Here is a 9,945-nt window from a genome sequence, read left to right on the forward strand (position 1 = left end):
GGGCCCACGGCTCGCTCGCCCTGGCGCGCACCGCACGCGAACTCGCCGCAGCCGTACTGCCCGCGATGACGTCCCCGCCCGAGCAGACCGCCGACGAGCTGGACTGGTGAGGAAGTTGACCGACCACCACATATCCGACCGCCGACCCTCCGACGGACCGACGGCCGGCCGCAGCGGCATCCGGTTCGACCGGGTCTCCGTCGCGTACGGCGGGAACACCGTGCTCGACTCCCTCGACCTGACCGTCGAACCCGGGGAGGTGATGGCGCTGCTCGGCCCCTCCGGCTCGGGCAAGACGACGGCGCTGCGCGCGGTCGCCGGATTCGTGAAGCCGGCCGCCGGACGCGTGTTCATCGGCGAGCGCGACGTCACCGACCTGCCGCCGCACCGGCGCGGCATCGGCATGGTCGTCCAGCAGTACGCCCTCTTCCCGCACATGCGCGTCGAGGACAACGTCGCCTTCGGGATGAAGGCGCAGAAGGTCACGAAGAGCGAGATCCCGGCACGCGTCGCCGAGGCCCTCGAACTGACCGGCATGACCGCGTACGCCAAGCGCTACCCGCGCGAACTCTCCGGCGGCCAGCAGCAGCGCGTCGCCATCGCCCGCGCCCTGGCCATCCGCCCCGGCGTCCTCCTCCTCGACGAACCCCTGTCCGCCCTCGACGCACAGCTGCGGTCCGGCATGCTGGCCGAACTGGCCCGCCTGCACCGCGACCTGCCCGACGTCTCCCTCCTCTACGTCACCCACGACCAGGTCGAGGCGCTGACCCTGGCCGACCGGATCGCCGTCATGGACAAGGCGCGGCTCCAGGACGTCGGAACGCCGCAGGACCTGTACCGGCGCCCGCGCACCGAGTTCACCGCGTCGTTCGTCGGCAACGCCAACCTCCTTCCTGTGACCGTCGGTTCGGGCTCGGTCTCCTTCGGGCAGGCCGAGCTGAAGGTGCCCACGCAGGACGTCGCCGCCGGCGTCACGGCCACGCTGTGCGTGCGCCCGCACCTCGTCGGGCTCGGCGACGGCCCCAACGCCCTGACGGGGGAGGTCGCCGAGGTGCAGTGGCGCGGCGCGACCCACCGGCTCTACGTCGACGTGGACGGCCACCGCGTCAAGGCGGACCTGCGCGAACTGCGGCAGCCGCCCGCGCTCGGGGAGCGGGTCACCGTGCACTTCGCTCCCGAGGACGCGGTACTGCTGGCCGCCGGGGTCTCGGCGGGCGACCCCGCGCAGGTCCCGGCCCGGGTCGCGGCGGGGGTGCGCAAGGATGGCTAGTGCCACCCTCTCCACCCCGATCGGGAAGGCCGCCAAGTCACGTACGGGGAAGGGCGGTTGGGTCTGGGCGCTGCCGCCCGTCGCCGCCCTCGCCGTCGTCTTCCTCTACCCGCTCTTCCTCGTCGTCCAGCAGTCCCTCCGGCCCGACACAGGCGGCACGTCCCTGAAGCCGTACGCCGACGTCTTCGCCTCGTCGGCGTTCCGCGAGGCACTGGGCACCACCGTGTGGCTCGCGGTCGGCTCGACCGTCGGCTGCCTCGTCCTCGGCTTCGTCCTGGCCCTGGTCATCGCGTTCGTACCGTTCCCCGCCGGCAAGGCCGTCGCCCGGTTCATCGACGTCTTCCTCTCCTTCCCGTCCTTCCTCATCACGCTCGCCCTGCTCTTCGTGTACGGGCAGGTCGGCATGGCCAACGGCCTGTGGGCGGACGTCACGGGCGCCTCCACCGGGCCGTTCCAGTTCCTGACGACGCCCTGGGGCGTGCTGCTCGCCGAGATCACGTACTTCACGCCGTTCGTGATGCGGCCCCTGCTCGCCGCGTTCTCGCAGGTCGACACGGCCCAGCTGGAGGTCGCCTCCTCGCTGGGCGCGCGGCCCGCCCGGATCGTGCGGCAGGTGATCCTGCCCGAGGCGCTGCCCGCGCTGGCCGCCGGCGGCTCGCTGGTCCTCGTGATGTGCCTGAACGAATTCGGCATCGTCCTGTTCACCGGCGCGAAGGGGGTCGCCACGCTCCCGATGCTCGTCTACAGCAAGGCGATCCTGGAGTCCGACTACCCGGGCGCCTGCGTCGTCGCCGTCGTCAACGTCCTGATCTCCGTGGGCCTCTACGGCCTGTACCGGGTGGTGAGCAGCCGTGCTCGTACATAGCAAGACAGGGAAGTGGGCGACCTGGGCGGTATTCTTCGTCCTCTTCCTGCCCCTGTTCGCCCTACCCCTCCTCGTCATCCTCGCCGCCTCCTTCGCGACGAACTGGTCCGGCGCCTTCCCCTCCGGATTCACCGCGAGCCACTACGACGCGGCCACCAGCGGCGACTCGCTCACCGCACTGACGACCAGCCTCGTCACGGCCGTCACCGCCAGCCTGCTCGCGCTCCTCGTCGGCGGCTGGGCAGCGCTCGCCGCCACGTCCCTGAAGAAGGGCGCCCCCCGCTCCGCGCGGCTGGGCGGACGGGCGATGGACACCCTGTTCATGCTGCCGGTCGCCGTGCCGTCCGTGGTCGTCGGCCTCGCCGTGCTCGTCGCCTTCAGCAAGCCGCCGATGCTGCTCAACGGCACACGCTGGATCGTCATCATCGCGCACGCGATTCTTGTCACCGCGTTCGCCTACCAGTCGGTCTCGGCCGCCATCGTGCGTCTCGACCCGGCGTACGAACAGGCCGCGGCGTCACTGGGCGCCCGGCCCGCGTACGTCCTGTGGAAGGTGAAACTGCCCCTGCTGCTGCCCTCGCTGAACGCGGCCGCGGGACTCTGCTTCGCCCTGTCCATGGGCGAGTTGAGCGCCACGATGATGCTCTACCCGCCGGACTGGATGCCGCTGCCGGTGCAGATCTACGCGACCACCGACCGCGGCTCACTGTTCACCGGGTCCGCGATCGCGGTGGTCCTGATGGCCGCGACGCTGCTCGTGCTGCTCGCCGTCTCCCGGATCCGCACCAAGGCCTCGTACCGCTGACACGGCCCCTCGCCCACACACCTCGACGTCACTGGAGTTCACCTCGCCATGCGCAGAAACACGCTCACCACCCTCGGCGCCGTCACCGGCGGCCTCGCCCTCGCCGCCTCCCTGACCGCCTGCGGCGGCAGCTCCGCCGCCTCCGACGCGAAGGTCGTCACCGTCTACAGCGCCGACGGCCTCAAGGGCGAGAACGGCAACGGCTGGTACGACAAGGTCTTCAAGGACTTCACCGCGAAGACCGGCATCAAGGTCAAGTACGTCGAGGGCGGCTCCGGCGAGGTCGTCCAGCGCGCCGTCCGCGAGAAGACGAACACGCAGGCCGACGTCCTCGTCACCCTGCCGCCCTTCATCCAACAGGCCGACGGCAAGGGCCTGTTGGCGAAGTACGCGCCCAAGGGCGCCGACCAGGTCGACGGCGCCGACAAGGGAGCCGACGGCACCTGGACCTCCGTCGTCAACAACTACTTCGGCTTCATCTACAACAAGAACGAGCTGAAGACGCCGCCCACGACGTGGGAGGAGCTCCTCGACGGGAAGTACAAGAACAAGCTGCAGTACTCCACGCCCGGCGTCGCCGGCGACGGCACCGCCGTCGTGGTCAAGGCCATGCACGACTTCGGCGGCAAGCAGGCCGCGATGGACTACCTGAAGAAGCTGCAGGCGAACAACGTCGGCCCCTCCGCCTCCACCGGCAAGCTCGCCCCCAAGGTCGACAAGGGCGAACTCCTCGTCGCCAACGGCGACGTGCAGATGAACTACGCCCAGGCCAAGACCATGCCCCACCTCGGGATCTGGTTCCCGAAGACGGCGAAGAACGCCTCCGGCAAGGCGACCTCCTTCGCGCTGCCCTACGCCGGCGGTCTCGTGAAGAACGCCCCGCACACGGCCAACGGCAAGAAGCTCCTCGACTTCATGCTGGACGCCAAGCAGCAGCAGGAGGTCAGCTCCATCGGCGGCGGCTTCTCGGCCCGCCAGGACGTCAAGGCCACCGACGCGAACGCGATCGCCCTCGCCAAGGTCATGGACGGCGTCGAGATCTTCGAGCCCGACTGGAACGACATCGACGAGAACCTCCAGACGTACGTGGAGGACTGGAAGTCGGCGACCGGTAGCTGACCGGCCCCCGGCCGTTCACCGCAGCGCCCTTCCCTCCGGGCGTTCCATTGCGGAAGGATAACGGGTATGGACCCAACGCCCCTGGATCTCCAGGGGCGTTGGCATGCCCCCCACCTCCGGAGGACCGCCGCATGACGTCGTCAGACAGCTCACGCCTCTCCCGCCGCTCGATGCTCATAGGCACCGCCACCGCCGCCCTGGCCCTGACCGTCCCCGCCGCCGGCAGCGCGTCCGGCGCAGCCAAGACCCCCAAGGTCCTGGTCATCGGCCTCGACGGCACCCTGATCAGCAGGGTCGAGGACGCCGACGCACCCCGTCTCAAGGGCCTCATGGCAGCCGGCCTCACCGCCCCCAGCGCGATCTACGCCGACCCGCTGGCGCCGACCCTGTCGGGCCCCGGCTGGTCGACGCTGATCACCGGCGTCTGGCCCGACAAGCACAACGTGAAGGACAACAACTTCACCGGCCACAAGTTCGCCCAGTACCCGGACTTCCTCACCCGCATCGAGACCGCGAAGCCCGCGCTGTCGACGTACGCCGTCTCCTCCTGGGCCCCGCTCACCGACACCGTCTTCTCCCCGAAGGTCGACACCCGCGTCTCGACGCCGAGCGCCGAGTACGACACCGGCACGACCAGCCGCGCCGTCGCCCGGCTGAAGAGCGCGAACCCGGACGCCGTCTTCGTCCAGCTCGACAACGTCGACCACGCGGGACACTCCTACGGCGCCGCCAGCCAGCAGTACCTCGACGCCATCCACGGCGTCGACGGCCAGGTGGGCCAACTGGTCGACGCGGTCAAGTCCCGCACCACGTACGGCAATGAGGACTGGCTGATCCTGGTCACCGCCGACCACGGGCACACCGACCCGGGCGGCCACGGCGGCTCCACCTGGCAGGAACGGCAGACCTTCATGATCGCCGTCGGTTCCGCGGCCGCGGCCGGCTCGACCCGCTACGACGTCAAGATGCCCGACATCGCCGCCTCCGCCCTCGCCCACCTCGGCATCGCCCTCGACCCGGCCTGGGGCCTGGACGGCCGCCCGATCCAGCAGCCGGGCGCCGACGCCTTCGACGCCCTGCGCGGCAAGCTCACCGGTCCGGTCGACGAGAGCGGCATCGGAGCGGGCGTCATCGGCTTCACGCACACCCCGCCCAGCGGCTGGTCCGTCGACAACGCGGCGATGGGCACCGGCGGCGTCACCGAATGGCGCGGCTGGTCCTTCACCACCGACGAGTTCTGGACCAAGGCGGAGCGCGGCCAGCAGCGCGAGAGCAACGTCCGCGCCCGCAACGTCTTCGCGGTCGCCGACGGCGACGAGTGGTCCGACAAGCCGGTCTCCGGCACCTTCGACTCGACCCTGATCAGCCCCGACTTCCCGGTCACCGGCGGCCGCCCGGCGACGCTCACCTACACCACGTTCTACCGCCAGGAGTCCCCGCAGAAGGGCGAGGTCCTCGTCTCCTACGACGGCGGCAGTCCGGTCTCGGTGAAGACGTACACGGCGGACGTCCCCTCGCGCACGGAGACCCTCGCCCTGTCCGTGCCCAGCGGCGCGACCAGGGCGAAGGTCCGTTTCCGGTACACCGGCGGCAACAACTGGTTCTGGACGATCGACGGGGTCAAGATCAGCGGATCCTGACTAGGCTGAGGGGCGTCGGCACAGAGTCGTCCCGGCGCCCCAGACAGCCCGGTTGTTTGACCGCGTACCGCAGGAGTGCACCCCATGGCAGAGCGCAAGCCCATCGATTCGTGGCTCACCGACATGGACGGCGTGCTGATCCACGAGGGCGTGCCGATCCCGGGCGCGGACGCCTTCATCAAGCGGCTCCGTGACTCCGGAAAGCCGTTCCTGGTGCTGACGAACAACTCCATCTACACCGCCCGCGACCTCCAGGCCCGCCTCACCCGCATGGGCCTGGAGGTCCCGGTCGGCAACATCTGGACGTCGGCCCTGGCCACCGCCAAGTTCCTGGAGTCCCAGCGGCCGGGCGGCACCGCGTACGTCATCGGCGAGGCGGGCCTGACCACGGCGCTGCACGACATCGGCTACGTGCTGACCGACCACGAGCCCGATTACGTGGTGCTGGGAGAAACGCGAACCTACTCCTTCGAGGCCATGACCAAGGCCGTCCGGCTCATCAACGGCGGGGCCCGCTTCATCTGCACCAACCCGGACGAGACCGGACCCTCCACCGAGGGCCCGCTGCCCGCCACCGGCGCCGTCGCCGCCCTGATCACCAAGGCGACCGGCAAGCAGCCGTACTTCGCGGGCAAGCCGAACCCGCTGATGATGCGCACCGGGCTGAACGCCATCGGGGCGCACTCCGAGTCCAGCGCCATGATCGGCGACCGGATGGACACCGACGTGCTGGCCGGCCTGGAGGCGGGCATGCAGACGTTCCTGGTGCGCACCGGGCTGACCAGCGACGCGGACATCGCGAAGTACCCGTTCACGCCGTCGCACGTCGTCGACTCCATCGCGGATCTCGTCGACCTGGTCTGACCTGCGCCCCGGCCGCCCGCGGCCGCTCTCCGGATGCGGAAAGCGGCCGCAAGCGTGAACCTGCCAGTATCAGGAGGTTCACGATGCGTACAGGTCTGCTTGCTCTGAGTGCCGCGGGAGCGGCCGCCGCGCTGGTGGCCGGGCCGGTCCTGCCGGTCGCCGCCGCCCCGGCCGCCGAGCGCGGCGGAGCCGTCTCCGTCACCCCGTACGCGGTACCCGCGGGCACCGAGGTCGACCTGCGGGTCTCCGGCTGCGAGGGCACCACGGGCCGCGCCTACTCCGACGCCTTCGTGTCGCCGGGCGTGCTGGCACCGTCCGCCGATCAGCCCACCCTGGTCGCGGAGGCCCGCGTGAAGTCGTCCGCGACCCCGGGCAACCACGAGATCAAGGTGACCTGCGACGGCGTGGATGCCAAGGTCAAGGGCGCCGTGCGGGTGACCAACTGCCGGGCGGCCAGGGCGCCGAGCGAGCCGCCACCGGAGACCAGGACGGTCCCGCCGGCGCGGAAGACCTCTTCCGTGCGGGCGGTTCCGTCGGCGACCCGGGCGAGCCGGGGCACCGAGAGGGCCATGCCGCGCACCGCGACCTGCGGTTCGCCGCCGGCCAGGACGTCGGCGAGCACGGCGTCGAGCACCGGTTCCAGGCCGCCGTCGGCGTCGGGGTCGGCATCGACCAGGACGATCCGGTCCGGGTGCTCGGACTGGGCGGCGCGTACGAGACCCCACACGGCCGATCCGGCCGGGTCGGTCACTGCTCCGTCGCCCGCGGCCACCGCGCCCCGGGTGACGACGACCAGGCGTGACTCCTCGATGCCTTCGGCACCCAGCCAGGCCTGGACGACTGCCAACACCCGGGTGGTGAGGGCGAGTACGGCGTCGTCGCCGGCGCCGCCGACGGCTTCCAGGACCACGGCCGCCGGTACGCCGCCGCCCGCGGTCAGGGCCGTCGTGTCGTCGGCGGAGGTGACCGGCACCCACGGCGGCGCGGGCTGCGCGCCTTGTGCCGTGGGCAGTTCGGTCCATTCGACCGCGAACAGCGAGTCGCGGCTGTCCTGTGCCGCCGTGGCGCCCAGCGCCTCGATCGACACCGCGCGCATGACGAGTGCGTCCATGCTCAGGACCGGGCTGCCGGTCTCGTCCGCCGCCGCGACCGTCAGCGCGTCCGCGCCGTTCGGGGCGACCCGCACGCGCAGCGCCGAGGCGCCCGCGGCGTGCAGGACGAGGCCGTTCCAGGAGAAGGGCATCACCGGTTGCCCGGCCTCCTCCTCGGGTGCGTCCGCCGTGGCGAACGTCCCTGCCTGCAGAGCCGCGTCGAGCAGCGCGGGGTGCAGGCCGAAGCCGCCGGCCTGCCCCCGTTCCTCGTCGGGCAGGGCGACCTCGGCGAAGAGTTCGTCGCCGCGCCGCCACACCGCGCGCACGCCCTGGAAGACGGGCCCGTACGCGTAACCACGCTCAAGGAGGCCTTCGTACAGCGCGTCGGTGTCGAGCTCGACCCGTTCGGCGTCGGCCGGGGGCCAGGCGGCGAAGTCGAAGTCCGTGCCGGGCCGGGTGGCCGCGGCCGACAGCGTGCCGGTGGCGTGCCGCGTCCAGGCGTCGCCCTCGTCGGCGGCGTCCTCGCGCTGCGAGTGGATCTCCAGGGTGCGCGTGCCGTTCTCGTCCGGTCCGCCCACGGCGACCTGTACGCGTACGCCGCCACGTTCCGGAACGATCAGCGGCGCCTCCGTCACGAGCTCCTCGAGGACCCCGCAGCCGGCCTCGTCACCGGCCCGTACGGCCAGCTCCACCAGGCCGGTGGCCGGGATCAGTACCAGGCCGCCGACCACGTGGTCGCCCAGCCAGGAATGGGACGTGAGGGACAGGCGCGAGGTGAACACCAGGCCGTCGGAGTGCGGCAGTCGGACCAGCGCCCCGAGCAGCGGGTGATCGGTCCCGGCGAGTCCGAGGGAACGGGCGTCGGTCCGGTCCGGTGCCGTGTGCAGCCAGAAGTGCTGGTGGTCGAAGGCGTACGTGGGCAGGTCCACCTCTGCGGCCGTGGCGTCGGCGGGCAGGGTGCCTGTCCAGTCCACGGGGACGCCGCGCACGAACAGCTCGGCCATCGACGCCAGGAGCCTGCGCAGGCCGCCCTCGTCGCGGCGCAGCGAACCGGTCACGACCGTGCCGGCGTCCACTTCGGCGCCGTCCAGGATCTCGCTGATCGGCTGGACGAGGACGGGGTGCGCACTGACCTCGACGAACGCGCCGTGGCCCTGGCGGACCAGCTCGGCGACGGCCGGGCCGAAGCCGACCTGGCCGCGCAGATTCCCGTACCAGTAAGCGCCGTTGAGGACATCGGCGTCCTCGACCCAGCCGCCCGTCACGGTCGAGTAGAACGGCACCAGCGGCGCCTGCGCCTCGATGCCGGACAGGGTCTCGGCGAGGATGTTCTCGATGTCCTCGACATGGCGGGTGTGCGAGGCGTAGTCCACGGCGATGCGGCGTACGCGGACGCCGTCCGCCTCGAAGGCGGCCAGCGCCTCGTCCAGGGCCTCCGCGTCGCCCGCGATGACGACCGAGTGCGGGCCGTTGACGGCCGCGACCTCGACCCGGTCCGCCCAGCGTTCCAGGCGGGCGAGCACCTCGTCCTGGGTGAGTGCGACCGAGGCCATTCCGCCGCGACCGGCCAGTTCCACAGCGATGGCCTGGCTGCGCAGCGCCACGACCCGGGCCGCGTCCTCCAGGGACAGAGAACCCGCGACGCACGCCGCCGCGATCTCGCCCTGCGAGTGACCCACCACCGCGTCCGGCAGCACGCCCACCGACGACCACACCGCCGCAAGCCCCACCATCACCGCGAAACTCGTCGGCTGCAGCACATCCACCCGCTCCAGCAGCTCGGGCGAAACCTCCCCCCGCAGCACGTCGACCAACGACCAGTCGATGTACGGGTCCAAAGCGCTCGCACACTCCGCGATCCGCTCCGCGAACACCGGCGAAGAGTCCAACAACTCCCGCCCCATGCCCGCCCATTGAGACCCCTGGCCCGGGAACACCCACACGACCTTGCCCGACGTCCCCGAACCCGAGACAACGCCGGCCGCGCTCTCGCCATCGGCCAGCGCCCGCAACCCGGCCAGCGCCTCCTCCCGCGAAGCGGCCACCACCACTGCCCGCTCCCCCAGCAGGGTGCGCCGGGAGACCAGGGACCCGGCCAGCGTCGCCGGCGGCAGCTCCCCGGTGTCCTCGACGAACGCGGCGAGCCGCTCGGCCTGCCCTGCCAGCGAGGCAGGGGTGCGCGCCGACACCACCAGCGGCACCACGTCCGCCGACACCAGCGGCCGCTGCGACGGGGCGGCGGACGTCCCGTGCTCGTCCGGCGCCTCCTCCAGGATCAGGTGCGCGTTCGT

Annotated in this window: 7 protein-coding genes; 6 read left to right on the forward strand and 1 reads right to left on the reverse strand. The window is 71.6% G+C overall.

Translation table 11 applies throughout. The features are described 5' to 3' along the window. Positions 1-115: 115 nt before the first annotated feature. The 6 genes from G3I40_RS18960 to G3I40_RS18985 all read left to right on the forward strand — a co-directional run bounded on the left by G3I40_RS18960 (position 116) and on the right by G3I40_RS18985 (position 6,563). The gene (locus G3I40_RS18960) at positions 116-1,270 is read left to right on the forward strand and encodes an ABC transporter ATP-binding protein (protein WP_203644375.1); all 1,155 of its coding nucleotides are present in this window, start codon (positions 116-118) and stop codon (positions 1,268-1,270) included. Continuing rightward, complete coding sequence (locus G3I40_RS18965; RefSeq protein WP_203644373.1) at positions 1,263-2,135, forward strand: 2-aminoethylphosphonate ABC transporter permease subunit; 873 nt, start codon at positions 1,263-1,265, stop codon at positions 2,133-2,135. The genes G3I40_RS18960 and G3I40_RS18965 overlap by 8 nt, the downstream gene beginning before the upstream one ends. Further along, on the forward strand, positions 2,122-2,940 hold the full coding sequence (locus tag G3I40_RS18970) for an ABC transporter permease subunit (protein WP_164303317.1): 819 nt from the start codon (positions 2,122-2,124) through the stop codon (positions 2,938-2,940). The genes G3I40_RS18965 and G3I40_RS18970 overlap by 14 nt, the downstream gene beginning before the upstream one ends. 48 nt (positions 2,941-2,988) lie before the next feature. After that, complete coding sequence (locus tag G3I40_RS18975; RefSeq protein ID WP_164303318.1) at positions 2,989-4,059, forward strand: 2-aminoethylphosphonate ABC transporter substrate-binding protein; 1,071 nt, start codon at positions 2,989-2,991, stop codon at positions 4,057-4,059. A 131-nt stretch (positions 4,060-4,190) separates the two neighbouring features. Further along, a complete protein-coding gene (locus G3I40_RS18980; protein WP_239091812.1) occupies positions 4,191-5,699 on the forward strand; it encodes an alkaline phosphatase family protein in 1,509 nt (502 codons plus the stop codon). Between the two features lie 84 nt (positions 5,700-5,783). Further along, on the forward strand, positions 5,784-6,563 hold the full coding sequence (locus G3I40_RS18985; RefSeq protein WP_164303319.1) for an HAD-IIA family hydrolase: 780 nt from the start codon (positions 5,784-5,786) through the stop codon (positions 6,561-6,563). Between the two features lie 322 nt (positions 6,564-6,885). Here the strand turns inward: G3I40_RS18985 and G3I40_RS18990 are convergent. Continuing rightward, positions 6,886-9,945, reverse strand: a 3,060-nt coding sequence (locus G3I40_RS18990) for a type I polyketide synthase (protein ID WP_164303320.1), incomplete at its 5' end; no start/stop codon positions are given.

Source organism: Streptomyces sp. SID14478 (genome assembly GCF_010548525.1).
Lineage (GTDB): Bacteria > Actinomycetota > Actinomycetes > Streptomycetales > Streptomycetaceae > Streptomyces.